The 25,322-nt window shown below is 66.6% G+C and carries 20 protein-coding genes; 13 read left to right on the top strand and 7 right to left on the bottom strand.

Annotated features, from left to right (window positions below; translation table 11 throughout):
- The first annotated feature begins 44 nt into the window (after window positions 1–44).
- On the top strand, window positions 45–2,297 hold the full coding sequence (locus WT26_RS12660) for an ATP-dependent DNA helicase (RefSeq protein WP_069273027.1): 2,253 nt from the start codon (window positions 45–47) through the stop codon (window positions 2,295–2,297).
- A gap of 68 nt (window positions 2,298–2,365) precedes the next feature.
- Here the strand turns inward: WT26_RS12660 and WT26_RS12655 are convergent, their stop codons facing one another.
- Window positions 2,366–3,190: an outer membrane protein assembly factor BamD gene (locus WT26_RS12655; RefSeq protein WP_021163132.1), complete on the bottom strand. Its 825-nt coding sequence runs from the start codon at window positions 3,188–3,190 to the stop codon at window positions 2,366–2,368.
- Window positions 3,191–3,231: 41 nt separating this feature from the next.
- Between WT26_RS12655 and WT26_RS12650 the strand changes: the two genes are divergently transcribed.
- The 6 genes from WT26_RS12650 to phaR all read left to right on the top strand — a co-directional run bounded on the left by WT26_RS12650 (window position 3,232) and on the right by phaR (window position 10,343).
- Window positions 3,232–4,440, top strand: coding sequence for an RluA family pseudouridine synthase (locus WT26_RS12650; protein WP_059532849.1), 1,209 nt, complete (start codon window positions 3,232–3,234; stop codon window positions 4,438–4,440).
- A 6-nt stretch (window positions 4,441–4,446) separates the two neighbouring features.
- Window positions 4,447–5,286: a peptidoglycan editing factor PgeF gene (pgeF, locus tag WT26_RS12645; RefSeq protein WP_069273754.1), complete on the top strand. Its 840-nt coding sequence runs from the start codon at window positions 4,447–4,449 to the stop codon at window positions 5,284–5,286.
- Between the two features lie 363 nt (window positions 5,287–5,649).
- Window positions 5,650–7,515 (top strand): PHA/PHB synthase family protein, encoded by a 1,866-nt coding sequence (locus tag WT26_RS12640; protein ID WP_069273026.1) that lies wholly within the window; start codon window positions 5,650–5,652, stop codon window positions 7,513–7,515.
- A gap of 99 nt (window positions 7,516–7,614) precedes the next feature.
- Complete coding sequence (locus WT26_RS12635; protein WP_069273025.1) at window positions 7,615–8,796, top strand: acetyl-CoA C-acetyltransferase; 1,182 nt, start codon at window positions 7,615–7,617, stop codon at window positions 8,794–8,796.
- A 119-nt stretch (window positions 8,797–8,915) separates the two neighbouring features.
- Complete coding sequence (locus WT26_RS12630) at window positions 8,916–9,656, top strand: 3-ketoacyl-ACP reductase (RefSeq protein ID WP_006491801.1); 741 nt, start codon at window positions 8,916–8,918, stop codon at window positions 9,654–9,656.
- 120 nt (window positions 9,657–9,776) lie between these two features.
- Window positions 9,777–10,343, top strand: a complete 567-nt coding sequence (phaR, locus tag WT26_RS12625) for a polyhydroxyalkanoate synthesis repressor PhaR (protein ID WP_006485265.1) — start codon at window positions 9,777–9,779, stop codon at window positions 10,341–10,343.
- Between the two features lie 387 nt (window positions 10,344–10,730).
- Here the strand turns inward: phaR and WT26_RS12620 are convergent, their stop codons facing one another.
- The 4 genes from WT26_RS12620 to dhaL all read right to left on the bottom strand — a co-directional run bounded on the left by WT26_RS12620 (window position 10,731) and on the right by dhaL (window position 16,775).
- Window positions 10,731–11,003: a hypothetical protein gene (locus WT26_RS12620; RefSeq protein WP_060080486.1), complete on the bottom strand. Its 273-nt coding sequence runs from the start codon at window positions 11,001–11,003 to the stop codon at window positions 10,731–10,733.
- A 1,094-nt stretch (window positions 11,004–12,097) separates the two neighbouring features.
- Entirely contained in the window at window positions 12,098–13,444 is a 1,347-nt protein-coding gene (locus WT26_RS12615; RefSeq protein WP_060226569.1) for a M16 family metallopeptidase, read from the bottom strand.
- Window positions 13,441–14,805 (bottom strand): M16 family metallopeptidase, encoded by a 1,365-nt coding sequence (locus WT26_RS12610; protein WP_080485655.1) that lies wholly within the window; start codon window positions 14,803–14,805, stop codon window positions 13,441–13,443. Before WT26_RS12610 ends, WT26_RS12615 begins: the two co-directional genes overlap by 4 nt.
- Window positions 14,806–15,074: 269 nt before the next feature.
- Window positions 15,075–16,775 carry a dihydroxyacetone kinase subunit DhaL gene (gene dhaL, locus WT26_RS12605; protein ID WP_069273753.1) on the bottom strand — a complete coding sequence of 567 codons (1,701 nt, stop codon included), beginning with the start codon at window positions 16,773–16,775 and terminating at the stop codon, window positions 15,075–15,077.
- A gap of 286 nt (window positions 16,776–17,061) precedes the next feature.
- Here dhaL and rimO point away from each other — a divergent pair, with 286 nt between their 5' ends.
- The 4 genes from rimO to WT26_RS12585 all read left to right on the top strand — a co-directional run bounded on the left by rimO (window position 17,062) and on the right by WT26_RS12585 (window position 21,294).
- Window positions 17,062–18,423 (top strand): 30S ribosomal protein S12 methylthiotransferase RimO, encoded by a 1,362-nt coding sequence (gene rimO / locus WT26_RS12600; RefSeq protein WP_059521013.1) that lies wholly within the window; start codon window positions 17,062–17,064, stop codon window positions 18,421–18,423.
- Window positions 18,424–18,426: 3 nt separating this feature from the next.
- The gene (locus WT26_RS12595) at window positions 18,427–19,353 is read left to right on the top strand and encodes a sugar kinase (protein WP_069273024.1); all 927 of its coding nucleotides are present in this window, start codon (window positions 18,427–18,429) and stop codon (window positions 19,351–19,353) included.
- An 88-nt stretch (window positions 19,354–19,441) separates the two neighbouring features.
- The gene (locus tag WT26_RS12590) at window positions 19,442–19,984 is read left to right on the top strand and encodes a hypothetical protein (protein ID WP_059666564.1); all 543 of its coding nucleotides are present in this window, start codon (window positions 19,442–19,444) and stop codon (window positions 19,982–19,984) included.
- Window positions 19,985–20,097: 113 nt separating this feature from the next.
- Window positions 20,098–21,294 (top strand): cystathionine beta-lyase, encoded by a 1,197-nt coding sequence (locus WT26_RS12585; protein ID WP_069273023.1) that lies wholly within the window; start codon window positions 20,098–20,100, stop codon window positions 21,292–21,294.
- A 72-nt stretch (window positions 21,295–21,366) separates the two neighbouring features.
- Here WT26_RS12585 and serB read toward each other — a convergent pair whose 3' ends face one another.
- Window positions 21,367–22,212 carry a phosphoserine phosphatase SerB gene (serB, locus tag WT26_RS12580; RefSeq protein ID WP_042975202.1) on the bottom strand — a complete coding sequence of 282 codons (846 nt, stop codon included), beginning with the start codon at window positions 22,210–22,212 and terminating at the stop codon, window positions 21,367–21,369.
- 227 nt (window positions 22,213–22,439) lie between these two features.
- Complete coding sequence (locus WT26_RS12575) at window positions 22,440–23,381, bottom strand: LysR family transcriptional regulator (RefSeq protein WP_069273022.1); 942 nt, start codon at window positions 23,379–23,381, stop codon at window positions 22,440–22,442.
- Window positions 23,382–23,503: 122 nt separating this feature from the next.
- On the opposite strand from WT26_RS12575, the gene WT26_RS12570 reads away from it, so the two are divergent.
- Window positions 23,504–24,520 carry a zinc-binding alcohol dehydrogenase family protein gene (locus tag WT26_RS12570; protein ID WP_069273021.1) on the top strand — a complete coding sequence of 339 codons (1,017 nt, stop codon included), beginning with the start codon at window positions 23,504–23,506 and terminating at the stop codon, window positions 24,518–24,520.
- A gap of 161 nt (window positions 24,521–24,681) precedes the next feature.
- Window positions 24,682–25,233: a DUF6013 family protein gene (locus tag WT26_RS12565; protein ID WP_059521045.1), complete on the top strand. Its 552-nt coding sequence runs from the start codon at window positions 24,682–24,684 to the stop codon at window positions 25,231–25,233.
- Window positions 25,234–25,322: the final 89 nt, after the last annotated feature.

The raw sequence follows: 25,322 nt of genomic DNA, 5'->3' as shown, positions 1-25,322 counted from the left end.
CAAGCGCCGGCGCCGCCCGGGCGCTGGACACAGGAACGCTTGCCTTGAATTCACCGCTTGAAGCCACCCCCGATGACCGGCGCGACGTGTCGTCCGCCGGGCGCGCTCGTGCGCCCGAAGGCACCTTTGAACTGAGCCGCAAGCGCGTCGACGAACTCGACACGATCTTCGGCGAGGGCGGATTGCTGGCGCGCGCGCTCGACGGCTATCGGCCGCGTACATCACAGATCGAGATGGCGCGCGCCGTCGCGTCCGCGATGGAAGCGTCCGCTCGCCGGATGCCCGAGCCCGAGATCTTCGAAACCCGCAAGCGGCCGGCGCGGCGCCTGGGCGACGGCGACAAGGCGGCCGAGCCGGGCGCGGAGGGTACCGCCACGCCCGCTGAATCCGATAACGACGCGGCCGACAACACGCTGATCGTCGAGGCCGGCACGGGGACGGGCAAGACCTATGCGTACCTCGTGCCCGCGATGCTGTGGGGCGGCAAGGTGATCGTGTCGACCGGCACGAAACACCTGCAGGACCAGCTGTTCCAGCGCGACATCCCGACCGTGCGCAACGCGCTGGCGGTGCCGGTGTCGGTCGCGATGCTCAAGGGGCGCGCAAACTACCTGTGCCACTACTACCTGCAACGCACGGCCGACAACGGCCGGCTGCCGTCGCGGCAGGATACGGCCTATCTGCAGGAAATCGTCCGTTTCGCGAAGATCACGAAGAGCGGCGACAAGGCCGAGCTCGCGAGCGTGCCGGAAACGGCGCCCGTGTGGTCGATGGTCACGTCGACGCGCGACAACTGCCTTGGCCAGGAATGCCCGCATTACAAGGAATGCTTCGTGATGCAGGCGCGGCGCGAGGCGCAGCAGGCCGACGTCGTCGTCGTCAACCACCACCTGTTCTTTGCGGACATCATGCTGCGCGACACGGGGATGGCCGAGCTGCTGCCGAACGCGAACACGGTCATCTTCGACGAAGCGCACCAGTTGCCGGAAACGGCGACGCTGTTCTTCGGCGAGACGCTGTCGACGACGCAGATTCTCGAACTCGCACGCGACACGGTAGCTGAAGGCCTGAGCCATGCCCGCGACGCGGTCGAATGGGTGAAGCTCGGCGGCGATCTCGAGCGCGCGGCGCGCGACTTGCGCCTGGCGTTCGCGAACGACCAGATCGTCCGGATGTCGCTCGCCCAGCTCGGCGACGATCACCCGATGTTCGGCGCGCTCGACGCGCTCGAGGCCGCGCTCGACGCGCTTGCGTCGGCGCTTGCCGGCCAGGCCGAACGGGCGGAATCGCTCGGCGCGTGCCTGCGGCGCGCACGCGAACTGCAGGACCTGCTGGCCGGCTGGGTCGCGCCCGGCGCGACGGAGGCGGCCGCGAAGGCCGACGCGGCGGCGGCCGGCGACAAGGCGGCATCCGACGGCGATCCGAACGAGAAGGTGCGCTGGGTCGAAGTGTTCGCGCATACGGTCCAGCTGCACGAAACGCCGCTGTCGGTCGCGCCGATCTTTGCGAAGCAGCGCGCGGGTGTGCCGCGTGCATGGGTGTTCACGTCGGCCACGCTGTCGGTGCGCGGCGATTTCACGCACTACGCGGCACAGATGGGCCTCAGCTCGCGTCGCTCGATGACGCTCGCGAGCCCGTTCGACTACCAGTCGCAAGGGCTGCTGTACGTGCCGCGCAACCTGCCGCAACCGTCTTCGCCGGCGTTTACCGATGCCGTCTTCGACGCCGCGCTGCCGGCGATCGAGGCGTCCGGCGGCGGCGTGTTCATGCTGTGCACGACGCTGCGCGCGGTCGACCGGATCGCGTCGAAGCTGCGCGACGTGATCGAATCGCGCGGCTGGAACACGCCGCTGCTCGTGCAGGGCGATGCGAGCCGTACCGAACTGCTCGACCGTTTCCGTGCATACGGCAATGCGATCCTGGTCGGCAGCCAGAGTTTCTGGGAAGGCGTCGACGTGCGCGGCGATGCGCTGTCGCTCGTCGTGATCGACAAGCTGCCGTTCGCGCCGCCGGACGATCCGGTGCTCGCCGCGCGCCTCGATGCGCTGACGAAGAAGGGGCTGAGCCCGTTCGCCGTGCACCAGCTGCCGCAGGCCGTGATCACGCTGAAGCAGGGCGCGGGCCGGCTGATTCGCGCGGAGACGGACCGCGGCGTGCTGATGATCTGCGATACGCGGCTCGTCGACAAGCCCTACGGGCGCCGGATCTGGCAGAGCCTGCCGCCGTTCAAGCGGACTCGCGAGATCGCGGTCGTCCAGGACTTCTTCGACGAGCAGCGTGCGGCGAAGCGGGCATAGCGGCGCGACGCCAATGAAAAACCCGGCCAATCGGCCGGGTTTTTTGTCGCTTCATGCGCAGCGGCGGCTCAGAACTGCCACCACGACTTCTTCGCGCCGGGGCGCGAGTGGCCCGTGACGTACGGGCTGTCGGGGAACGTGCCTGCGAGCACGCGCTTCGTGTCCTCGGCAAGTTGCGGCTGGTTCAGCTTGCCGTAGGACAGGATCATGATGTGCAGCGCGTCCTCGATCGCCGGCGCGCCCTTGTAGTCCTTGATCGCGAGCTGCGCACGGTTGATGGCCGCCACGTAGGCGCCGCGCCGGTAGTAATAGTCGGCCGCGTGCACTTCGTGCGATGCGAGGGCGTTGACGATGTAGCGCATCCGCGCGGCGGCGTCGGGCGCGTACTTGCTCTTCGGGAAGCGGTCGACGACGACCTTGAACGCATCGTACGATTCGCGCAGTGCCTGCGGATCGCGCTCGCTCATGTCCTGGCCGGAGAACCGGCCGAACAGGCCGAGATCGTCGTTGAAGTGGATCATCCCCTTCAGGTAGTACGCGTACGGGATATCCGGATGATCCGGGTGGAGCTGGATGAAGCGATCGACGGCCTGGTCGGCGGCGGCCGCTTCGTTGTCCTTCCAGTTGCAGTACGCAACGTTGATCTGCGCCTGCTGCGCGAAGTGGCCGAACGGATCGCGACCTTGCAGCGATTCGAAATATTTCGCGCACTTGCCCCAGTCGCCGCCGGACAGCGCGTCCTGGGCCTCTGAGTATAATTTGTTGTTCGACCAGGTAGCCGTCTCGTCCTGCTTCTGCGGCAAGCCGTGGCAGCCGGCGATGAGGGCCGCGGCCGCTACCGCCGCAGCCCGGGCGGCGACGGTTCTGGCCGTGCGTTTGGTCGAATTCATCATGCTCGCATGTCCTAGCTTCAAGTCTCGGTGACCCAGTCTAAATGACCCGTTCAAGTTCGCAGAATGCCCAGCCGGGCACACCAAATCGCGAAGATTATAGCCCAAGCGATCGGCCCGCCGACGCTGCGTCGGGGGATTCCCTCGATGACGATCTGGCCGGCGACGCCATGCAGGCGCCCGTCGTGCCGTCCGCGGCGGCCGACGACGCGCCGCGCGTCGTCGAAGTGCCGCTGTCGCTCGCGGGTGAACGCCTCGACAAGGCGCTCGCCCAACTGTTCCCCGAATTCTCGCGCAGCCGCCTGCAGAGCTGGATCGAGGCGCAGCGCGTGCTCGTCGACGGCGCGCCGGCGAAGATCCGCCAGCCGGTGCCGCTCGGCGCCAAGATCGAGCTGGTGCCCGACCTGCTCCCCGAGCAGCTCGCCTTCACGGCGGAGCCGGTGCCGCTCGACGTGATCTACGAGGACGACGCGCTCGTCGTCATCAACAAGCCGGCCGGCCTCGTCGTGCATCCGGCCGCCGGCAACTGGAGCGGCACGATCCTCAACGGGCTGCTGCATCGCTATGGCGACGCGGCGGCCGGCCTGCCGCGCGCGGGGATCGTCCACCGGCTCGACAAGGAGACGTCGGGCCTGATGGTGGTGGCGCGTACGCTGGCCGCGCAGACGGACCTCGTGCGGCAGCTGCAGGCCCGCACGGTGAAGCGCCGCTATTTCGCGCTCGTGTGGGGCACGATGCCCGAGGAGGGCACGATCGATGCGCCGATCGGCCGCGATCCGCGCGAACGCACGCGCATGGCCGTCGTCACCGGCGCATCGGGCAAGCCCGCGCGCACGCATTTCCGCACGGTTGACACATGCCTGTGGCAACGTCAGCCGGTTTCGGCGATCCAGTGCGATCTCGAGACCGGTCGCACGCACCAGATCCGCGTGCACTGCGCGCATGCCGGGCACCCGCTGCTCGGTGACCCCGTGTACGGGCGCGCGCGGGGCAAGCGCTCGGTCGCGCCGTTGCCGGACGGTTTCGCGCGACAGGCGCTGCATGCATGGCGGCTCGGTCTCGTGCACCCGGTCACGGGCAAGGCGATGCAATGGCGCTGCCCGCTGCCGGACGACATGAACGCCCTCGTCGCGGCGCTCGGCTTCGGGCAGGGCGACGAGGAATTCGACGACGATGACGGTGTCTACGACGATGACGATTTCGGCGGCGAGTATCACGACGATGAGCCGTACCTGGACGACGAGGAGGAGTGAGTGCCGATGACGAACCTGGCGCCGTTGACGTGGCAGGACTGCGTACAGCCCGACTGGCAGGTGTCGCCGCGCGTGCGCGCGCTGATCACGACGCGCGACGGCGGGGTGAGCGAAGGCCCGTACGGGCGCTGGCAGGGCGTGGAAGCGCTGCCGGGCGGGATGAATCTCGGCCTGCATACCGGTGACGATCCGGCTCATGTCGCCGGGAATCGCGCGCGCTTGCTCGCGCTGGCTGGCCAGTCGAGCGCCGCGTGGCTCGAGCAGGTTCACGGCGTGCAGATCGTGCGCGCGGACGAGGTGATCGCAGCCGATTCCGGATCCGCGGCGCCGGCGCAGGCCGACGCGAGCGTGACCGATCGCGCGAATGCGGTATGCGTCGTGATGGTCGCGGATTGCCTGCCCGTGCTGCTGTGCGACACGCAGGGTCGCGCCGTCGGCGCCGCGCATGCGGGCTGGCGCGGCCTGGCGGCCGGCATCGTCGAGCAGACGGCGGCGCGGGTCGCGGCGCTTGCCGGCGGCGCGACGGATGGCCTGCACGCGTTCCTCGGGCCGGCGATCGGCCCGCGGGCGTTCGAGGTCGGCGCCGACGTGCGCGACGCGTTTCTCGACACGGCCCCGCAGTCGGAGCATGATGAAACCCGGCTTGCGTTCGTCGCGATCGATGGCGCGCCCGGCAAGTTCCTGGCCGATCTCTACGCGCTCGCGCGCTTGCGTCTTGCGCGTGCGGGTGTTGCGCACGTGAGCGGCGGCGGCGCGTGCACGGTCGCCGAGCGTTCGCGCTTCTATTCGTACCGGCGCGACCGCGTGACGGGCCGCATGGCGGCGGCGATCTGGCTGGCCGACTGACACGGTGTGTGCGCACGGGCCTGCTGCAATGCGGAATCGGTTTATCTCGATATTTGCGCGGCGTTGCGCCGCGGCGTCCGCAGTCAAAAGAAAATATGTGAAGTCAAGCGAATCAAAATGCTCCGGGTTCGTCGAAAGCCTTGTCCCGTCTGTTTTGCGCGGATTATCTCGAGGTATAACGGTGAGCGGGACGCTGCTTTGATCCAACGCTTCACATGGGGAAAACGATAATGATAAAAATACCGCACTGCGGCAGAATCTGGAGACGCCTCTCCAGAGCATGACGGCCCGGCTCGCAGCCGGCACGCCGCGCGCGAGCAGGATTTCACGATAGACGCTCACGAATCACCGGTAAGGCAGGTAATGACAGCATCGAAAAAATCGTCGACGTCCGCTCAGGCGGGCACTTCCACGGGCAGCATTGGTTTCGATCCGGCCGCCCAGCCGATGCAGCAGATGTTCGAGTCGTGGTTGAACGCGTGGCGGGGCTTCGCGGACCCGGCGCGCGCGGCAACGGCGTCAGCCGCGACGAATCCGTTCGCGACATTCCAGTTTCCGACATCGTTTCCGTTCCAGGTGCCGTCGATGCCCGATTTCGGCGCGATGGCGTCGCCGTTCGCCGGGCTGAAGCTGCCGGCCGCCGCGATTCCACCCGAGCGGCTCCAGGCGTTGCAGGCCGACTACGCGCGCGATTGCATGGCACTGATGCAGCAGGCCGCCGCCGCGAAGCTCGAGTCGCCCGAACTGAAGGACCGCCGCTTCAGCGGCGATGCGTGGAAGGCGTCGCCGGCGCACGCGTTCGCGGCAGCCTGGTATCTGCTCAACGCGCGCTATCTGCAGGAACTGGCCGACGCGCTTCAGACCGATCCGAAGACGCGCGAGCGCATTCGTTTCACGGTCCAGCAGTGGACGGCCGCCGCCGCGCCGAGCAACTTCCTCGCACTCAATCCCGACGCACAGAAATCGATCCTCGAGACGCAGGGCGAAAGCCTGCGGCAGGGGATGATGAACCTGCTCGGCGACCTGCAGCGCGGCAAGATTTCGCAGACCGACGAATCGCAGTTCGTGGTCGGCAAGAACCTCGGGTGTACTGAAGGTGCGGTCGTCTACGAGAACGACCTGATCCAGCTGATCCAGTACACGCCGAAGACGGACAAGGTGTTCGAGCGGCCGCTTCTGATCGTCCCGCCGTGCATCAACAAGTTCTATATCCTCGACCTGCAGCCCGAGAATTCGCTCGTCGCGCATGCGCTGTCGAACGGCCATCAGGTGTTCCTCGTATCGTGGCGCAACGCGGACGCGTCGGTCGCGCACAAGACGTGGGACGACTACATGAACGAAGGGCTGCTCGCGGCGATCGACGCCGTGCAGCAGGTGAGCGGCCGCGAGCAGATCAATACGCTCGGCTTCTGCGTGGGCGGTACGATGCTCGCGACTGCGCTCGCGGTGCTGGCCGCGCGCGGCGAACATCCGGTCGCGTCGATGACGCTGCTCACCGCGATGCTCGACTTCAGCGACACCGGCATCCTCGACGTGTTCGTCGACGAGGCGCACGTGCAGATGCGCGAGCAGACCATCGGCGGCAAAAATGGCACTCAGCCGGGGCTGATGCGCGGCGTCGAGTTCGCGAACACGTTCTCGTTCCTGCGGCCGAACGACCTCGTGTGGAACTACGTCGTCGACAACTACCTGAAGGGCCGCACGCCGGCGCCGTTCGACCTGCTGTACTGGAACGGCGATTCGACGAGCCTGCCGGGCCCGATGTACGCGTGGTATCTGCGCCATACCTATCTCGAAAACAAGCTGCGCGAGCCGGGCGCGTTGACCGTGTGCGGCGAGTCGGTCGACCTGACGCTGATCGACGTGCCGACCTTCATCTACGGCTCGCGCGAGGATCACATCGTGCCGTGGCAGACGGCCTACGCGTCGACGTCGATCCTGTCGGGCCCGCTGAAGTTCGTGCTCGGCGCGTCGGGGCACATCGCGGGCGTGATCAATCCGCCGGCGAAGAAGAAGCGCAGCTACTGGATCAACGACGGCGACCTGCCCGAATCGGCGGACGACTGGTTTGCCGGTGCGGCCGAGCAGCCGGGAAGCTGGTGGACGACCTGGGTCGAGTGGCTCGACCAGTACGGCGGCCGCAAGGTGGCGCCGCCCGCCCAGCCGGGTTCCGCACAGTTCCCGGTAATCGAGCCGGCGCCGGGCCGGTACGTATTGCAGCGCGATTGACGAAAGACGGGCAGCGGCGCACGCTGTCCGATGCACCGCAGTTTTTTTAACAGGGCCGGTAGCGATGCGCCGTGTCGTGCGGGCCTGGAGGAAAGGGAAATGACGGACGTAGTGATCGTATCGGCCGCGCGGACCGCGGTCGGCAAATTCGGCGGTTCGCTTGCGAAGATTGCGGCGCCCGAACTGGGCGCGACGGTGATCCGCGCGGTGCTGGAGCGCGCGGGCGTGAAGCCCGAGCAGGTGAGCGAAGTGATCATGGGCCAGGTGCTGACGGCCGGTTCCGGGCAGAACCCGGCGCGGCAGTCGCTGATCAAGGCCGGGCTGCCGACGGCAGTGCCGGGGATGACGATCAACAAGGTGTGCGGCTCGGGCCTGAAGGCCGTGATGCTGGCGGCGAACGCGATCGTCGCGGGCGACGCGGACATCGTGATCGCCGGCGGCCAGGAGAACATGAGCGCATCGCCGCACGTGCTGCCGGGCTCGCGCGACGGCTTCCGGATGGGCGATGCGAAGCTGGTCGACACGATGATCGTCGACGGCCTGTGGGACGTGTACAACCAGTACCACATGGGCATCACGGCGGAGAACGTCGCGAAGGAATACGGGATCACGCGCGAAGAGCAGGATGCGTTCGCGGCGCTGTCGCAGAACAAGGCGGAAGCCGCGCAGAAGGCGGGCCGTTTCGACGACGAGATCGTGCCGGTGTCGATCCCGCAACGCAAGGGCGAGCCGCTGCAGTTCGCGACCGACGAATTCGTGCGTCACGGCGTGACGGCGGAATCGCTGGCCGGGCTGAAGCCGGCGTTCTCGAAGGACGGCTCGGTGACGGCGGCGAACGCGTCGGGGCTGAACGACGGCGCGGCGGCGGTGCTGGTGATGTCGGCGCAGAAGGCGGCGGCGCTGGGTCTGACGCCGCTGGCGAAGATCAAGGCATACGCGAACGCGGGCGTGGACCCGAGCGTGATGGGGATGGGCCCGGTGCCGGCATCGCGCCGGTGCCTGGAGCGCGCGGGCTGGACGCCGGGCGACCTGGACCTGATGGAGATCAACGAGGCGTTCGCGGCGCAGGCGCTGGCGGTGCACAAGCAGATGGGCTGGGACACGTCGAAGGTGAACGTGAACGGCGGGGCGATCGCGATCGGCCACCCGATCGGCGCGTCGGGCTGCCGGATCCTGGTGACGCTGCTGCACGAGATGCAGAAACGCGACGCGAAGCGCGGGCTGGCGTCGCTGTGCATCGGCGGCGGGATGGGTGTCGCGCTCGCGGTCGAGCGTCCGTAACCGGCCGTCCGCAACCGGCGAACGAATCCGTGTGCCGGCCGATCACGGCGTCGGCCGGCGTCACGTGAAGTCAGAGGGGGCCTCCGGCAGCTCTCGAAACCAAAAATGGAGTGAGATTTATGTCTCAGCGAATTGCGTACGTAACGGGCGGGATGGGCGGCATCGGCACCAGCATCTGCCAGCGCCTGTCGAAAGACGGCTTCAAGGTGGTCGCGGGTTGCGGCCCGAACTCGCCGCGCCGGGTGAAATGGCTCGAGGACCAGAAGGCGCTCGGGTACGATTTCATCGCGTCGGAAGGCAACGTCGGCGACTGGGACTCGACCAAGGAAGCGTTCGACAAGGTCAAGGCTGAAGTCGGTGAGATCGACGTGCTGGTCAACAATGCGGGCATCACGCGCGACGTCGTGTTCCGCAAGATGACGCACGAAGACTGGACCGCCGTGATCGACACCAACCTCACGAGCCTGTTCAACGTGACGAAGCAGGTGATCGACGGGATGGTCGAACGCGGCTGGGGCCGGATCATCAACATTTCGTCGGTGAACGGCCAGAAAGGGCAATTCGGCCAGACCAACTATTCGACCGCGAAGGCTGGTATCCACGGCTTCACGATGTCGCTCGCGCAGGAAGTCGCGACGAAGGGCGTGACGGTCAACACCGTGTCGCCGGGTTACATCGGCACCGACATGGTGAAGGCGATTCGCCCGGACGTGCTCGAGAAGATCGTCGCGACGATCCCGGTGCGGCGTCTCGGCGGGCCGGAGGAAATCGGTTCGATCGTCGCGTGGCTCGCGTCGAACGATTCCGGTTTCGCGACCGGCGCCGACTTCTCGCTGAACGGCGGCCTGCACATGGGCTGAACGTCCGCGCTGCGCGGGCCGGGTGGCCGCGCAGCCGGACGTATTCCGAAGGCCCCCCGCCTCCCGGATTCGGGCGGCGGGGATTCGTCACTTCCGCTACGCTGCACTCAAAGGCGTTACATGACTACTACAAAGAAGACGGCCGAACGGCTCATCAAGAAGTACCCGAACCGTCGGCTCTACGATACCGAGACAAGCACGTACATTACGCTGACCGATGTGAAGCAACTCGTGCTGGAGCAGGAGGACTTCAAGGTCGTCGACGCGAAATCCAACGAAGACCTGACGCGCAGCATCCTCCTGCAGATCATCCTCGAAGAGGAAAGCGGCGGCGTGCCGATGTTCTCGTCGTCGATGCTGTCGCAGATCATCCGTTTCTACGGGCATGCGATGCAGGGCATGATGGGCACGTACCTGGAAAAGAACATCCAGGCGTTTATCGACATCCAGAACAAGCTCGCGGATCAATCGAAGAACCTGTACGAAGGCAATGCGATGAATCCGGAAGTCTGGTCGCAGTTCATGAACATGCAGGCGCCGATGATGCAAGGGATGATGACGAGCTACATCGAGCAGTCGAAGAACATGTTCGTGCAGATGCAGGAGCAGATGCAGAACCAGGCGAAGTCGATGTTCAGCACGTTCCCGTTCAAGCAGCCGGGCGCGTCGGAGCCGGAAAAGAAGTAAGCGGATAGGCGGTGCGGGCGCGCAACGCGCCGCGCCGGGATCGCGCGGGTTGGACGCAAGGCTGTCGTATTGCGCCAAGGTCGCCGCATGTCGTGCGGACTCGTGGTCCGCTGCGACGGCGGCGCCGTTCGGTGCCAGGGGCCGGTCGTTCGCATCGGCGCCTGCAGGGTTCGTGGCTCTGCGATGCGCGGAGCAAGCCTGAATCGCTGCCGTAGCGTGTTGCTCCCGGTTTCCCGATCTTCCGCGCACGACAGATGCGAGTGGATTTCGTGCGCCGAAAAAAAGTGGAGTCAGGCCAACCGCAAGAGAGGCCGACCGGCGAATGCCGGTCGCCGACATGAAAATAAAAGTTAATCGCCGTTGCCGTCGACTAACCGCGAGGTGCGCTTATCGAATCGCGAAACGAGTTGCTACCGTCCCGTTAGCGCATCCATTGCCGTAGACGAAGAAATTCCGGTTGTCGTTATAGGCGGAATAGATGATCGGGAAAAATTCCTTCGCGCTGAACGCGTAGGAGCCGTCGGCAATGACGACCACCAGATTGCCGCTGGTATCCGTTTCGACCTTGTCGATCTTGCCGGCTTTGCACAGCGTATCAGCAGACGCATAGGAAGAGGCGAGCATCATGGCAGTAAAAAGCATCGGTGCAATCTTTTTCACGATTTTTCCTTTATGAGTGAATCGATGATGTAGTTTTTGACGCGGTTGATGCTCGGTGAGGTGGTGTTTGTTTTTATGAGAAACGGAGTCTGTGACCTTGTAGTTCGTTTTGGTTCTGCGGCTTCCCGGTGTGGGTTATCTGTCTTGAAAGGTTGTCTGGGGTTTCGTGTTGCTTGCTAATTCGGTTGCAGAGTTCCCGTGCTGCGGTGCGCAACAGAGATTATGGTTTGGCATTGAACAATTCCAATTAAATTAATTTATCGTTTCTCTGGATTGATAAGCGGTCGGATTGATTTGATCTCTCGATATTGTGGCGGGTATTGTTCAGTATATTGGTGGTAGTTGTGGATGTCGTGAATAATGGTCGGCGATATTGAGCAGGGCAGTTAATGGCGAGATCGCGATGAGGTGAACGTTGGAGGTGGGCGGCAAGACGCTACTCGGCGGCCTTTGCGCAAGTTGCACGGGATATTCGCGTTTGTTGAATGGTGCGTGATTTTGTTGAGTGGCGTGTTTGTTTCTTGCTTTTATTGGGCTGTTTGTTTTGCTGCCGTGTAATCGGGCATGGTTGATGTGATGTTTGTCGAAGGGTATGTTTTCAGTGAGTTCCCATCCTTGCATGGCTGCGCTGGCCAATGCGTCACGACACGGATGGTGAAAATGAAGGATTACATTAGATATGGCGATGTAGTTCGTTTCATTAACGGCTACCAGGGCGGTAGTTATCTCGGCGCAGGGGCGGGATCGGCTGTTACATTTTAATTGACTAAAATGCCAACGATAATCCGGGTCTCGTCGCCGGAGATCGGTTGCATCTTTTAAATGATTTCAATAACGGCGCCGGCTTTCTGGACACCCGCAACCACGCCAGTCCTGGCTCCGGTTTCCTGTTCGACGTCTCGGCTTCATATTTTTACAATCGTGATGCCGGTAGCGGAACATGGCAGGTCGTGCGAGCCTGAGCTTTAACTTCTTCGTGAACCCCATATTTTCGGGTTCGTCGCGGATTACCGGGGAGCGCGGCGCGGATCTTGGCGAAAAGCGACGACCCGGGCGAAGCCGGGTCGGAGTGAAGCGATCAAGCGGGAGGCGCGCTATTTCTCCGCAAACGTCCCCGCCTCGACCAGCACCATCTTGCTGGGGTCCAGGTGCTTGCGGATGGCGGCGTTGACCTCGTCCACGGTCAGCGCGCGGACGCGCTCGGGATAGGTATCCAGGTCGCTCAGCGGTTGGTCCTGGAGCACCGTCTGGGTGAGCATGGCGGCCATCTGTCCCGTGGTTTCCATGGCGACTTGGTGGCGGCCGATCATGCCGTCCTTGCGTGCATCCAGTTCCGCCTGGGTGATGCCCTGTTTCCACCAAGTGTCCAGTACGCGGCGGGTGCTTGCGACGCCCTTGTCCAGCAGGGGCGGGGCGAAGCTGGTGTTGACGAGGAATCCTCCGTCCATGAGGGAGAGGCCCGACAGGCTGGCACGGATGCCGTAGGTCAGGCCTTCCTTGTCGCGGACGCTCGCCATCAGCCGGCCGGTGAAGCCGCTGCCCAGGATGTTGACGGCCGCGCTCAAGGGCAGGAAGTCGGCGTCGTTGGCACGCACGTCGATGGCTTGACCCAGCATCACGCTGATGGACGCCTTGTCCTTCATGGCGATGCGCTGCGTGTCGGCCTGGTTCGCCTTGCGCGGCGGCCCCTGCCGCACGAGAGCCATGCCACCGCTCCAGCCGGCGAAAGCGTCGGTCACCCAGGACTGCAGGCGGCGAGGGTCCGCGCCGCCCACCACGACCAGGGTCATATGCGCCGGTCCATAGTAGGCCTGATGAAACGCCTTGATATCGTCCAGCGTGGCGGAGGCGATGGCCTGGAGCATCCGCTCACGCGGCACCGGGGCGTTCAGGTGCGCGTCGGGGTAGATGGATCGATACAGCGCCTCGGCGGCCTGCGCGGACGGATTTTCCCCTCTCTGGCGGACTTGAGCCTCCAGCCGGGTCTTGGCCTTGGCGAGTTCCTCCGCCTTGAAGGCCGGCAGGCGCAACTGCTCGGCCATCAGCTCGATCAGCGTAGGCAAATCCTTGGTCAGGCTTTGGCCGCGTATGCCGACGTAGCCTCCCTCGGTCCGGAACGACAACTGCGCGCCCAGGCTGTCCAGCAGCGCGGAGATGGCCACCTTGTCGCGGCGGGCGCTGCCTTCCTGCAGCAACATGCCGGTCAGCAAGGGCACGGCGGGATTGGCCGCCTTGCTGGCCGCATCGGCATCGCCCAGCGGCATCACGCCGGAAACGGACACCATCTCCTGCGGCGCCATGGGATAGACCAACAAGTCGATGCTGCCGGCCCGGGAGCGCACGACGCGATCGGCGATGCCCGCCTGGGCCGCGACAGGCAACCACAGCGCGGCGAACAACACCAGCCACGGCCGCAGGTAGTTGAAACGAACGCGCATCATGTGGATTTCTCCGGTACGAACCAGCCGGTGGTGCTCTGGTCTTCATTGAGGTACTTGCGGGCCACTCGCTGCACATCGGCGGGCGTGACCTTTTCCAGTTGTTCCAGCTCGGTGACGAACCGGGTCCAATCACCCTGCGCGACCGCCTCGCCCAGCAGGGCGGAGGTCATGCTGACACCGTCGCGCTTGTAGATCTGCTCGGCCCGGTAAGGACCCAGCACGCGCTGGATATCCTCGCGGGTCACCCCGTGGGTCTTGATGCGCTCCAGTTCGGCCCAGGCGATTTTCTCGGCGTCCGCATGTCTGGCGTTGGGCGACAGGCCGATCGTGACCAGAAACGGACCGGGATCGCGCAGCGCAAAGAAGCTGGCTCCGGCATTCGTGGCAACCGCGGTGTCCACCAGCGTGCGATACAGCGGGCTGCTCTTGCCCTGGCTCAATACGAGGCCCAGCACGCTCAGCGCGGCCGCATCGGGATGCAGCGCGTTAGGCGCCTTGAAGGCGATGATGAGATTGCCCGTTGCACCGGCCCGTTTGAGCACCAGCCGTCGCGGCCCCTGCTGCGGCGGTTCCTCGGTAGTCAACGCCGGGATCGCCGTGGGTGCGCGCGGGATGTCGCCGTAGTACTGCTTCACCCAGCCGAGCGCCTGCTCAGGCCGGAAGTCTCCGACCAGGATGACCACCGCATTGTCCGGCCAGTAGTAGGTGTCGTAGAAGGCTCGCAGCTTGTTCACGCTGGCATGCTCGATGTCGGTACGCCAGCCGATGGTGGGATGATGGTAGGGGTGCGCCTGGTAAGCGGTGGCCAGCACCTGCTGGAACAAGGCGCGGAAAGGATTGTTCTCGCCCTGCTCGTACTCGTTGCGCACCACCGTCATTTCGCTGGCCAGGTCTTCCGGGCGCAGCAGCAGGTTGCGCATGCGGTCGGCCTCGATGGCGATATAGCCTTCCAGCGCATCGCGCCCGAGGGTGCCGAAGTAGTTGGTGCGGTCCATCGAGGTGGTGGCGTTGAAGCTGGCGCCGACCCGCTCCATGTAGACGTTCAGCGAGTTGCCTTGTTCCCTGTTGTAGTGCCGGCTTCCCTTGAACATCAGGTGCTCCAGCAGGTGGGTGCCGCCGGTGGTGCCGGTGACCTCGTTGCGTGAACCCACCTTGTACAACACCTGGAAACTGACCACCGTCGCGGCAGGGTCGGGCATGGCCAGCACGGTGAGGCCGTTGGCGTCCAGGCGGTATTCGTCGATACCGCCCAGGGAGCGCACGTGGGTAAAACCCGGTACTTCGACCGGTTGGGCCATCGCCGTGCCTGCGATCAACAGGCATAGCGAGAGCCCTGTGCGTATCAAACGTCGTAATGACATGGAGTCGTCCTTTCGTTTCGGCAGGATGATTGCGGAGGGTTAGGCGCCGGCCTGAGTGGCCGGCGAGAAGGGGGCGAACGCATCTTCGCGACCGTGCGCCCGGACAGATAGCGGTCAGTCATCCTTGCGTTCGTCCAGCGTGGCGAAGACCGTGCTTCTATCGTTGTCCGGTACGCAATGGTCGAAGGGGCTGTCGAGTGGCGCAACGACTGCGACGCGCTTGTTGATTACAACACCGCTTCAATTGGCGAGCCCGGCCGAGTCGCCGCTCACCGCACGTGCGGCTGCAATGCGCGCAACCAGAGCGCGACCGCGACGGCGCCTCCGTCGGGCGTGCCGATCGCGCGCTCGCCGAGATAACTCGCACGCCCCGCGCGCGGCGTCATGTGCGCGGTTTCCTGTGCACCGTGCTCGGCGGCTTCGACCGCCGCCGCCCATGCGGCGGCGCCGTTCGGATCGTCTTCGAGCGCACGGTCGAACGCGTCGACGGCCGGTACCAGCGCATCGAGCATCGTCCGGTCGCCGGCGTGCGCGCCGCCCAGTTCGCTGATCGAGTCCACCGCGCCGTGGAACGCCGCGGCCCAGTCGCGCGCCGACGGCTCGGCGACATCGGCCAGCCGGCGGGATGCGCGCAGCAGCGCGGTCGCATAGAACGGCCCCGAGCTGCCGGCGATGGCGCGGCGCAACGCGGCGCCGAGCGCCGCGAGCACGCCGGCCGGCGAGCCGTACGCGGCGTCGGGCAATTCGAGAATCGCCTGCGCGGCGCGATGCATGCTCGCACCGAGATCGCCGTCGCCGGCGGCCGCATCGAGATCCGTCAGCGTCGCTTCGTTGTCGATCAGCGTCTGCGCGACCGCGTGTAGTGCCGGTTGCAGGCGCGCCGCCCACGCGCGGCCGGTTGCGTCGAGCGCCGCGGGTGGCGCATCGCGGGTTTCCGCGGCGGGCACCCGGATCTGCGGGTTGATGGCGCCGCCGCCCGGCCACGCGCGCGCCTGCGTCGGCGCGTCGAGCAGCACCGCGCGTTCGTCGTTCAGCCGCAGCACGGAAATCGAGCAGCCGGGCATGTTCAATGCCGACAGGAACGTGCCGGCCCACGCGCGTGAGACGACGATGCCGCGCCGCGTCAGGTTGTCGTGTGCGGCGCGCAGCACGATGGCGAGTTCCATGTCCGGCGTCGCGCCGAGGCCGTTGACGAACAGCGCGACGCGTTCGCCGCGGTCGAGTACGAGATCGCCGACGATGCTCGACAGCAGCGTGTCGGCCAGCGCATCGGCCGGCAGCGGCGCGCGGCGTTCGACGCCTTTCTCGCCGTGGATGCCGAGGCCGAGTTCGATCTCGTGATCGCCCAGGCTGAAGCCCGACCTGTCGGCGCCGGGAATCGTGCAGCCGTCGAGTGCGACGCCCATCGTGCCCAGTTCGGCCGCCGCGTCGCGCGCGATGGCCGCAACGCGTGCGAGCGGCAGCCCGCGCGCGGCGGCCGCGCCGGCGAGCTTGTGGATCAGCACGGTGCCGGCGATTCCGCGCCGCTGGCCGCGCTCGACGCGGCCGCGCAGCGAGACGTCGTCGGCGACGATCACCGTCTCGACCGGAATGCCTTCCGCGCGCGCGAGCTCGGCGGCGAGCCCGAAATTGAGCCGGTCGCCCGTGTAGTTCTTCACGATCAGCAGTGCGCCGTTCGGGCCGGCGCTGGCGCGGATCGCGGCGAGTATGGCGTCGGTGGACGGCGACGTGAACACTTCGCCGCAGACGGCCGCGCTCAGCATCCCTTCGCCGACATAACCGCCGTGCGCGGGCTCGTGGCCGCTGCCGCCCCCGGAGAGGACGGCGACAGGGCGCTGCGCCGGCTCGGGCAGCGGCTGGCGGACGAGCACGTGCTCGTCGCCGAGGATCGCGACATGCGGCGACTGCCGCGCGATGCCTTCCAGCATTTCCCGGACGACATCGGACGGGCGGTTGACAAGCTTTTTCATGGCGGCGGTTTCAGCGTAGGTGACAGGGGCTTGGCCGAGCGCGCTCGTGCGTCGGACGGCCTTCGCTTTCGTGTTTTTTGGAGACGGGCGCGCCGTTTGCCGGTCGCATGCGGCGACGCAACGGCCGTTGTTCGGCGCGCGCCTCGCGCCACGATACATCAGATGAAAGAACAAGGGGCGATACGCAGGTTGCCCTTGGCTCGCGAATTCCGCCGGGTCATTTTGGCTCGCCGAACCCTAAATCGCTGTAAACTCACGCTTTTGCCGCCACGCCCCCACATTCCAGATGTCCCAATCCCCCAAAGTAGGGTTCGTATCCCTCGGGTGCCCGAAAGCCCTCGTCGATTCCGAACAGATCATCACGCAACTGCGTGCCGAAGGTTATGAAATCTCCGGCACCTACGACGGCGCCGACCTCGTCGTCGTGAACACCTGCGGCTTCATCGACGAAGCCGTGCAGGAAAGCCTCGACGCGATCGGCGAAGCGCTGACCGAGAACGGCAAGGTGATCGTCACCGGCTGTCTCGGCGCGAAGTCGAGTGCCAGCGGCTCGAACCTGATCGAGGAAGTCCATCCGAAAGTGCTGGCCGTCACCGGCCCGCACGCGGTGGGCGAAGTGATGCAGGCCGTGCATTCGCACCTGCCGAAGCCGCACGACCCGTTTACCGATCTCGTGCCCGCGGCCGGCATCAAGCTCACGCCGCGTCACTATGCATACCTGAAGATTTCCGAAGGCTGCAACCACCGCTGCACGTTCTGTATCATCCCGTCGATGCGCGGCGACCTCGTGTCGCGCCCGGTCGCGGAAGTGATGCTGGAAGCGGAGAACCTCTTCAAGTCGGGCGTGAAGGAACTGCTCGTGATCTCGCAGGACACGAGTGCATACGGCGTCGACGTGAAGTACCGCACGGGCTTCTGGAACGGCAAGCCGATCAAGACGCGCATGACCGACCTGGTCGCCGCGCTCGGCGAGCTCGCGGCACAGTACGGCGCGTGGGTGCGCCTGCACTACGTGTACCCGTACCCGAGCGTCGACGAAGTGATTCCGCTGATGGCCGAAGGTCCGTTCAAGGGCCACGTGCTGCCGTATCTCGACGTGCCGTTCCAGCACGCGCATCCGGAAGTGCTGAAGCGCATGAAGCGTCCCGCGAACGCCGAGAAGGTGCTCGAGCGCGTGCAGAAGTGGCGCGAGATCTGCCCGGACCTGACGATCCGCAGCACGTTCATCGCGGGCTTCCCCGGCGAGACGGAAGAGCAGTTCGAGACGCTGCTCGACTTCATCCGCGAAGCGGAACTCGATCGCGTCGGCTGCTTCGCGTATTCGCCGGTCGAAGGCGCGACCGCAAACGAGCTCGACGGCGCGCTGCCGGATGACGTTCGCGAGGAACGTCGCGCACGCTTCATGGAAGTCGCCGAGGAAGTGTCGGCGAACCGCATCCAGCGCAAGGTCGGCAAGACCCTCAAGGTGCTGATCGACGAAGTCGGCGAGGAAGGCGGCATCGGCCGCACGGCGGCCGATGCGCCGGAGATCGACGGTGTCGTCTATGTCGAGCCGGCGGCGAAGGCCTCTAAGCGCTACAAGGTCGGCGATTTCGTGTCCGTGAAGATCACGGGCGCCGACGGCCACGATCTGTGGGGCGAGGTGTAAGCGATGGCCGCCGCGTTTCCGGAGATCCTCGCGCTCGGCGAGGCGATGATCGAATTCAACCAGTCGCAGCCGGGCCGGCCTGAATTCCTGCAGGGCTTCGGCGGCGACACGTCGAACTTCTGCATCGCCGCGGCGCGCCAGGGCGCGTCGACGGGCTTCGTGTCGGCGATCGGCGACGATCCGTTCGGCCGGCTGCTGGCCGACATGTGGCGCGCGGAACGCGTCGACACGACGTACGTGCGGATCGACCGCACGGCGCCGACCGGCGTGTATTTCGTCACGCACGGCGCCGACGGCCACCAGTTCGACTATCTGCGCGCGGGTTCGGCGGCGAGCCGCTATGCAGCAGGCGACCTGCCGCTCGACGCGCTGGCGGCCGCGAAGGCCGTGCATTTGTCGGGCATCAGCCTCGCGATCAGCACGGCCGCGTGCGACGCCGCGTTCGCGGCGATCGACCACGCGCGCCGCAACGGCACGAAGGTCAGCTTCGACACGAACCTGCGCCTGAAGCTGTGGCCGCTGCCGCGCGCCCGCGCGGTGATGCGCGAGGCGCTGCGCCAGACGGATATCTGCCTGCCCAGCTGGGACGACGTGACGGCGATCACGGGCGCGAACGATCGCGACGCGATCGTCGACGCGATGCTGGAACACGGGCCGCAGGTCGTTGCGCTGAAGCTCGGCAAGGAAGGTGCCTACGTGGCGACGCCGAACGAGCGGCGCGTCGTGCCGGGCTTCGCGGTCGAAGCCGTCGACGCGACGGGCGCGGGCGACTGCTTCGGCGGTGCCTTCGTCGCGCGGATCGTCGCGGGCGACGATCCGTTCGCGGCGGCGCGTTATGCGAACGCGGCGGCGGCATTGTCGACGACGGGCTACGGCGCGGTCGCGCCGATTCCGCAGCGCGAGGCGGTGGAGCGCCTGATGCAAGGCTGACGCGAAATACGCGCAGGCTGCGGCCCCGTATGACGGCCAGCGCATCGCCGCAATTTTCGAGCGAATCTGAAGCAAGGAGCAACACAAGGTGGGTCGATATTCGCAATGGCAACGGGCGCTCGTCGTCGCGGGCGCACTGGCGGCGGGCATGGCGATGCCGGGCGTGGTCGCGGCGCAGGCCGTCGCGCCGGGCGTGCAGCAGGACGAACCGGCACCGGCGCGGCCGCTGAAGCCGAATCCCGAGTTTGCCCGCCTGCCGCGCTACGAAGGCACGCTCGGCGATCGGCCGATCGTCGTGCATCTCGGCCCGAAGACGGACGAGGAAGGCGTGCACGGCGAGTACCAGTTCGCCGATACGGGCGAGGTCGTACTGCTCGCGGGCGATCGCGATGGCGACACGCTTGAAATCGAGGAATCGAACGACGGCACGAACATCACGGGCGTGTGGATCGGCCGCTTCGACGAGACGGGCGCCCTGAAGGCCGACCGGATGAATTCGGACGAATCGGATCCGCAGCCCGTCGTGCTGCGTCTCGCGCCGGGCAAGCGCGCGGCGCTGCAGGTGCGCGACGGCCGCGTGCGGGAAATCGAGACGGTGGGCGGCGTCGTCAATCTGCGCACCGACGACTGAACCCGCGCTGGCTCGGCGCGCGCGGCGCGCATTGTACCGGGCCAATCGCGCCGATTTTGGCTAATCTAGCGACATATTCCGCAACCGAACGGCCTCGTGCCGGGCTTCCTGTCATGACTGCATCCACTCCCAAGCGCGCGCTGCAAACCCGCATCGTTCAACCCGACGACGTGATCCCGGAAGGTTTCCGTTCGTTCGTGCCGCCGGTCGCGCGCGCGTCGACGGTCGTGTTCCCCGATCTCGCGACGATGCGTGCGCTCGTCTGGCACGACGACAACCAGTGGCGCTACGGGCTGCATGCGACGCCGACGTCGCTCGCGCTCGCGCAGCGGCTCGCCGAGATCGAGGGCGGCACGCATGCGCTGCTGCAGCCGTCGGGCCTCGCGGCGATCATGAACGTCTACTTCGGGATCGTGAAAGCCGGCGACGACGTGCTGATTCCGCACAACGTGTACGGGCCGAACGCCGATTTCGGCAACTGGCTCGCGAAGGATTTCGGCATCACCGCGCGCTTCTACGATCCGCTCGTCGGTGCCGGCATCGCCGACCTGATCCAGCCGAACACGCGGCTGATCTGGATCGAGGCGCCGGGCTCGGTGACGATGGAGGTGCCCGACGTGCAGGCGATCACGGCGGCCGCGAAGGCGCGTGGCGTCGTCACCGCGATCGACAACACCTTTTCGGCCGGGCTTGCGTTCAAGCCGTTCGAGCACGGCGTCGACATCTCGGTGCAGGCGCTGACCAAGTACCAGTCGGGCGGTAGCGACGTGTTGATGGGCGCGACGATCACCGCGAACGCGGACCTGCAGGCGAAGCTGAAGCTCGCGCGGATGCGCTGCGGGATCGGCGTGTCGGTCGACGATTGCTCGCTGGTGCTGCGCAGCCTGCCGAGCATGCAGGTGCGTTTCGATGCGCACGGCAGGAGCGCACTCGCGCTGGCGCAATGGCTGAAGGCGCGGCCGGAGATCGCGGCGGTGCTGCATCCGCAACTGCCGGATTGTCCGGGCCATGCGTCGTTCGTTCGCGATTTCACCGCGGGCGGCGCTCCGGCGGCCGGCGGGCTGTTCTCGGTGGTGTTCGACGAACGCTACAGCGCGGAGCAGGTCGATCGCTTCGTCGAGTCGCTCGACCTGTTCGCGATCGGCTGGAGCTGGGGCGGCGCATGCAGCCTCGCGATGCCTTACGACGTTGCGTCGATGCGTCCGGACTGGCCGCATCGCGGCACGCTGGTGCGTTTCTATGTCGGCCTGGAAGACGAAGCCGACCTGCGCGCGGACATCGAGCGCGCGATGCAGGCGACGCTCGGCTGAGCGGCGCGCGGGCAGGCAGGACAGGCTAGGCTAGGCGCCGGCGTGACCTGAGGTCGCGCCGGCGTTTTGATTTCAGAACAGCCGCAGCAGCCCGTCGAGGCCGACGTGATCGAACGCGACCGTCGCCGCGTCGCGCACGACGGGCTTCGCGTGGTACGCGACCGACAGCCCGGCTTCGGCCATCATCTTCAGGTCGTTCGACCCGTCGCCCATCGCGATCGCGCGGCTCGGCTCGAGGCCGAGCGACGCGCAGGTCTCGCGCAGCAGGCGCGCCTTCACGTCGGCGTTGACGATCTCGCCGAGCACCTTGCCGGTCAGCTTGCCGTCGACGATCTCGAGCGTGTTCGCATGCGCGTAGTCGAGGCCGAGGCGCGCCTTCAGCCGCTCGGTGAAGAACGTGAAGCCGCCCGACACGAGCAGCGTCTTCATGCCGGCGGCCTTCACGCCGGCGAGCATCGTCTCGGCGCCCGGCGTCAGTTGCAGCCGTTCCTCGTACACGCGTTCGAGCGCGTGCGCGTCGAGCCCGGCCAGCAGCGCGACGCGGCGCGTCAGGCTTTCGTTGAAGTCGCGGATCTCGCCGCGCATCGACGCTTCGGTGATCTCGGCGACCTGCGTTTTCAGCCCGCAGAAATCGGCGATCTCGTCGATGCATTCGATCGTGATCAGCGTCGAATCCATGTCCATCACGGCGAGCCCGAAATCGGCGAGCGTGCGGCCGGCCTCGACGAACGCGAAGTCGAGCGCGTGCGTGCCGCAGTACGCGTCGATGTCGAGGCGCTGTGCCGGGCTCGCGTCCTCGATGCGCAGCGCATGATCGTCGGTCTGCACGATGCGGGTGCCGCGCGACAGCGCGAGCAGCGGTTTGTGATGGGCGTCCGACAGCGGCGCAAGGCTCTGGATGACGAGGTTGTGGGTCATGACGGATGGGCTGGAATGCGAATGGAATGCGTGGGCGGCCGTGGCCGCCTGCGGACGCCTAACCGGCCCGCCCGATGCCGGCGGCGGGCGGCGGCGCCGCAAACGCAACATTGTAGCCGGTCGGTGCGGCTCGGGTGCCGGACGGCGGCGCGCGGCGATCGCGGGCGGGCAGTCGAGTTCATTCATGCGCGCGCCTGGAGCCGGCCCGCACCGGCTACGCGCGCCGTCTATCGTGCATCCGCCCGATCCCAGTACGGCGGATCGCCGAAATGTTCGGCCAGGAACGCGATGAACGCGAGCGTCTTCAGCGGCACGTGCGTGCGGCTCGGGTAGACGGCCCAGATCGCGACGTCGTCGGCGAACGGATAGTCGTCGAGTATCGTGACGAGCGCACCGCGCGCCAATTGGGGCGCGACGTCCCAGGTCGACTTGATCGCGATCCCGAAGCCGTCGACGAGCGCTTCGCGGATGGCCTCGCCGTTGCTCGCGACGAGCCGGCCGCCGACCCGCACGGTGAACGGGCCTTGCGGCGTGGCGAACGACCAGTCGCGCTGGTCGCCGAGGATCACGCATTCATGCTGCGCGAGGTCGGCCGGATGGCGCGGCGTGCCGTGCCCGGCGAGATACGCGGGCGAGCAGCACAGCACGCGACGGTTGGCGGCGAGCTTGCGCGCGACGAGCGTCGAATCCTTCAGCGCGCCGAGGCGGATCGCGACGTCGTAGCCGTCGTCGACGAGATCGACGATCTCGTCCGACAGCCGCAGGTCGAGCGACACGGACGGATAACGGCGCAGGAATGCGGGAATCACCGGCGCGACATGCTGCCGGCCGAACGACGACGACATCGACACCTTCAGCCGCCCGTACGGCTCGGTGCGGCCGTGGCCGACCGACGCACGCGCGGCGTCGGCGGCCGACAGCAGCGTATCGGCGTGCGCCATGAAGACTTCACCGTCCTGCGTCAGGCTGATACGGCGCGTGGTGCGGTGCAGCAGCCGTGCGCCGAGCTGACGCTCGAGCTGGGCGATGCGCGCGCTCGCGACCGCGGCCGACACCCCGAATTCGCGCCCGGCCGCGGTGACGTTCGCGAGCAGGGCCGCGCGAACGAACAGCGCGACGTCGAGGAGGTCGAGCGGCTTGTCGGGAACCGGAATCGGATCGGAGGCCATTATTCTGGAATTCCTGAAAATGTTTCAGGAAATATAGCGGTTTTCTCGAATGATCGGGTTGCCTACGATGATGTTCATGGGGCTGCGCCGCGGCCCCCGGATTTTCCTGAAGGAGTTTCGTGATGAAGGCCGTTGGACTGACCCGTTATCTGCCGATCGACGACCCGCAAGCCTTGCTCGACGTGGAGCTGCCGCAGCCTGCGCCGGGCCCGCGCGACCTGCTCGTGAAGGTCGAGGCGATTTCCGTGAACCCGGTGGATACCAAGGTGCGCGCACCGAAGCCGCAGGTCGAGGACACGCCGCGCGTGCTCGGCTGGGACGCGGCCGGCACGGTGGTCGCGGTCGGTGCCGACGTCACGTTGTTCCGGCCCGGCGACGAAGTGTTCTACGCGGGCAGCATCACGCGGCCCGGCGCGAACAGCGAATTCCATACGGTCGACGAGCGGATCGCCGCGCTGAAGCCGCGTACGCTCGATTTCGCCGCGGCGGCCGCGCTGCCGCTCACCGCACTGACTGCGTGGGAAGCGCTGTTCGACCGGCTGCATGTGTCGCCGCAGGGCGCGGACGCCGGCAAATCGGTGCTGATCATCGGCGGCGCGGGCGGCGTGGGCTCGATCGCGATCCAGCTCGCGAAGGCGCTCGGCCAGCTGCACGTGATCGCGACCGCGTCGCGGCCGGCGTCGGCCGAATGGGTGCGCGCGCTGGGCGCGGATGCGGTGGTCGACCATTTCGGCGACTTGCCGGCACAGTTGCGCGAGGCCGGGCATCCGAGCGTCGACTACGTGCTGATTTTCAACGATACGGATCGCCATTTCCCCGCCGCTGCGGAGGTAATCCGGCCGCAGGGCGGCATTTGCACGATCGTCGAGAACGACAAGCCGGTGCCGGTCGAACTGCTGAAGGCGAAGAGCGCCGCGTTTCACTGGGAGTTCATGTTCACGCGTGCGATGTTCGAGACACCGGACATGATCGAGCAGCACCGGATCCTCGGCGAAGTCGCGCGGCTCGTGGACGGCGGCACGCTGCGCACCACGCTCGGCGAGCAGCTCGGCACGATCAATGCCGCGAACGTGCGGCGCGCGCACCGGTTGCTCGAGGCCGGGCGCGCGATCGGCAAGCTCGTGCTGAGCGGCTTCTGAGCCGGCATCGCGCGTAAGCCGCGCGGCGCCGCGAACGCAAGCGGGGTAACACCCGATGCGTTTGCGGCGCATTGCACCCCGCTTGGCGGTAGACTGGCAGCGCATCATGCATCGAAAACCGCGCGGCATGCGCGTGCCCGCCGCATACCAAGGAGGTCAGCATGAGCCAACGCAGCTTGTCAGTCGCCGCATCGTGGTCGGTCGTGTTCGCGGCGGCGTGCGTCAGTGCGAGCGTATTCGCGGCGCCGCCGGTCAAGGGCAGCCTGAAGGGCGGCGGCACCGGACAGCTCGAATACACCGTCAAGGTCGACTCGAAGACCTTCGGCAATACGCAGGAAACCCGCAAGATCCGCTCGGGCGAGACGGACGACTTCAACTGGAAGTCGGTGCCGCCGAGCGGTGCGGTCGCGATGCCGGACGGCTGCCCCAATGCCGACAACCTGCCGCGCGACGCGAACGGCGCGATGGTGCGCCAGACCCAGGTGCGGCTCGCGCCGTCGGTGGACGCGAAGGGCGTCGCCAACGTGCAGATGAGCTTCCAGGCGGCCGCGCCGAAGGGCACGCGCAACGTGACGGCCGGCGGCAAGTCGCTGCAATGCCCGGACGTCGCGTCGGTGAGCCAGGTGAAGTGGGTGTCGATCCCGACCAACGGCGGTTCGAAGTCCGTCACGATGAGCGACGGCACGAAGGTGACGGTGTCGATCAAACGCTGAACGGTGCGTGGGCGCAGCGCGGCGTGACACGGAACGGTTGCGCGCCGCTGCGCTCGTGACCACCAGCGTGACGTCATGCGGATGTCACG

The organism is Burkholderia cepacia (genome assembly GCF_001718835.1).
Taxonomy (GTDB): Bacteria; Pseudomonadota; Gammaproteobacteria; order Burkholderiales; family Burkholderiaceae; genus Burkholderia; species Burkholderia cepacia_F.
This window is presented reverse-complemented; position numbering and strand designations above follow the sequence as displayed.

What these genes read in the sequence shown, in the direction of transcription:
- WT26_RS12655 (WP_021163132.1), bottom strand. Translation starts at nt 3,190, where the DNA reads ATGATGAATTCGACCAAACGCACGGCCAGAACCGTCGCCGCCCGGGCT.
- WT26_RS12650 (WP_059532849.1), top strand. Translation starts at nt 3,232, where the DNA reads ATGACCCGTTCAAGTTCGCAGAATGCCCAGCCGGGCACACCAAATCGC.
- pgeF (WP_069273754.1), top strand. Translation starts at nt 4,447, where the DNA reads ATGACGAACCTGGCGCCGTTGACGTGGCAGGACTGCGTACAGCCCGAC.
- WT26_RS12640 (WP_069273026.1), top strand. Translation starts at nt 5,650, where the DNA reads ATGACAGCATCGAAAAAATCGTCGACGTCCGCTCAGGCGGGCACTTCC.
- WT26_RS12635 (WP_069273025.1), top strand. Translation starts at nt 7,615, where the DNA reads ATGACGGACGTAGTGATCGTATCGGCCGCGCGGACCGCGGTCGGCAAA.
- WT26_RS12630 (WP_006491801.1), top strand. Translation starts at nt 8,916, where the DNA reads ATGTCTCAGCGAATTGCGTACGTAACGGGCGGGATGGGCGGCATCGGC.
- phaR (WP_006485265.1), top strand. Translation starts at nt 9,777, where the DNA reads ATGACTACTACAAAGAAGACGGCCGAACGGCTCATCAAGAAGTACCCG.
- WT26_RS12615 (WP_060226569.1), bottom strand. Translation starts at nt 13,444, where the DNA reads ATGATGCGCGTTCGTTTCAACTACCTGCGGCCGTGGCTGGTGTTGTTC.
- WT26_RS12610 (WP_080485655.1), bottom strand. Translation starts at nt 14,805, where the DNA reads ATGTCATTACGACGTTTGATACGCACAGGGCTCTCGCTATGCCTGTTG.
- dhaL (WP_069273753.1), bottom strand. Translation starts at nt 16,775, where the DNA reads ATGAAAAAGCTTGTCAACCGCCCGTCCGATGTCGTCCGGGAAATGCTG.
- rimO (WP_059521013.1), top strand. Translation starts at nt 17,062, where the DNA reads ATGTCCCAATCCCCCAAAGTAGGGTTCGTATCCCTCGGGTGCCCGAAA.
- WT26_RS12595 (WP_069273024.1), top strand. Translation starts at nt 18,427, where the DNA reads ATGGCCGCCGCGTTTCCGGAGATCCTCGCGCTCGGCGAGGCGATGATC.
- WT26_RS12585 (WP_069273023.1), top strand. Translation starts at nt 20,098, where the DNA reads ATGACTGCATCCACTCCCAAGCGCGCGCTGCAAACCCGCATCGTTCAA.
- serB (WP_042975202.1), bottom strand. Translation starts at nt 22,212, where the DNA reads ATGACCCACAACCTCGTCATCCAGAGCCTTGCGCCGCTGTCGGACGCC.
- WT26_RS12575 (WP_069273022.1), bottom strand. Translation starts at nt 23,381, where the DNA reads ATGGCCTCCGATCCGATTCCGGTTCCCGACAAGCCGCTCGACCTCCTC.
- WT26_RS12570 (WP_069273021.1), top strand. Translation starts at nt 23,504, where the DNA reads ATGAAGGCCGTTGGACTGACCCGTTATCTGCCGATCGACGACCCGCAA.
- WT26_RS12565 (WP_059521045.1), top strand. Translation starts at nt 24,682, where the DNA reads ATGAGCCAACGCAGCTTGTCAGTCGCCGCATCGTGGTCGGTCGTGTTC.